General features: G+C 76.9%; 1 protein-coding gene and 1 pseudogene. One reads left to right on the plus strand and one right to left on the minus strand.

Annotated elements, in window-relative coordinates; all coding sequences use genetic code 11:
• Window positions 1-109: 109 nt before the first annotated feature.
• Complete coding sequence (locus NH602_RS30755) at window positions 110-1,153, minus strand: extracellular solute-binding protein (protein WP_253069676.1); 1,044 nt, start codon at window positions 1,151-1,153, stop codon at window positions 110-112.
• 123 nt (window positions 1,154-1,276) lie between these two features.
• Here NH602_RS30755 and NH602_RS30760 point away from each other — a divergent pair.
• Window positions 1,277-1,528, plus strand: a pseudogene (locus tag NH602_RS30760) (DNA-binding response regulator); the annotation flags it as partial.

Consider the following 1,528-nt stretch of genomic DNA (forward strand, 5'->3'; position numbering starts at 1 on the left):
ACGACCACCGCCGCGCCCAGCAGGGCACGGGGTGGTCGTCGCCGGCGCCGCACCGGGGCCGGCGGGCCGGCCGGCGCGGTGCGGGGCGGGGACCGGCGCAGCAGCACGGTCAGAGCAGCCCGACCTGGGTCATGAGCTGCGTCGTGCCGTCGAGGTCCTCCAGATCGGCCAGGTCGAGCCGCGGCGCCCGCAGGTCGGCCAGCGCGGGCATGCCGGCGGGCCCGGCGACGCCCGCCACCAGCGGGTACTCGCCGGTCTCGCGGGCGAAGTACTCCTGGGCCTGCGGCGACACCAGGAACCGGAGCAGCTCCCGCGCCTCGGTGGACTCCGCGGCCTTGGCGAGGATCCCGGCGCCGGTGACGTTCACCAGCGCGCTCGCGGTGCCGGGCGCGCCGAACTTCAGCGCGGTGTTCGCGGGCGGGGTCTCGGCGGCGGCCACGTAGTAGTGGTTGATGAGCCCGACGTCGACGACGCCGCTGTCCACGGCCTCCAGGATCGCGGTGTTGCGCGGGAAGACCTGCACCTCGTTGGCGCGCAGTCCCTCCAGGAACGCGCGGGCGGCGTCGTCGCCCTCCTGGACGCGCAGCGCGGTGACGAAGGCCTGGAACGAGGCGTTGGTCGGGGCGATGCCGACCCGGCCGCGCCAGCGCGGGTCGGTGAGCTCGGTGACGTCGGCGGGGACCTCGGCCTCGGGCACCCGGATGTTGTAGGCCGTGACCCGGACCCGGCCGGTCAGCCCGGTCCAGGTGCCGTCGGTGGCGGTGTAGGGCGCGGTGACCACGCCGCGCACCTCCTCGGGCAGCGGCGCGAACGCGCCCGCCCCGGCCAGCGCGCCCAGCGCGCCGGCGTCCTGGGAGAGGAACACCTGGGCGGGTGTCGCGCCGCCCTCCTCGGCGAGCTGCGCGGCGAGCTCGGTGGTCGAGCCGTAGCGGGTGTCGACCGTGATCCCCGACTGCTGCTCGAACTGCGCCAGCAGCGGGCCGACCAGGTCCTCCTCCCGCCCCGAGTACAGGGTCAGGGTGCGCGGCCCGTCGCCCGCCGCCGGGGCCGGGTCGGCCGGGGCGCCGCCGCAGCCGGCCACGAGCAGGGTGGCGGCGAGGACGGCGCCGGTGAGCACGCCGCGCCGGGTCGGTCGGGTCGTCGATGGGGTCACGTGGTCCTCCGGGGTGCATGGGGGATCCGCCCGGTTCGCCGGGTCGGTCCCTTTTCGAGCGAGGGGAGGCTAACCTCTGGCGAGGACGTCCTGATCTCCCGAGAATTGAGGGGGTGCGCGCAGGTGCTGCGGGTGCTGCTGGTCGACGACCACCGGTCGTACACCGACCTGCTCGCGCTCGGCCTCGCCGTCCACGGTGACGCGGAGGTCGTCGGCGTCGCGCACGACGCGGCGGCCGCCCGGGCCGTACTGGCCGGCGCGGACCCCCGGCGGGCGCCACAGGTCGTGGTCCTCGACGTGCGCCTGCCCGGGGGCGGCCTGACCCTGCTCGGCGACGTCCACGCCGCCGGGGCCCGCGCCCTGGTGCTCACCGCG

The organism is Pseudonocardia sp. McavD-2-B, assembly GCF_024124365.1.
Taxonomy (GTDB): domain Bacteria; phylum Actinomycetota; class Actinomycetes; order Mycobacteriales; family Pseudonocardiaceae; genus Pseudonocardia; species Pseudonocardia alni.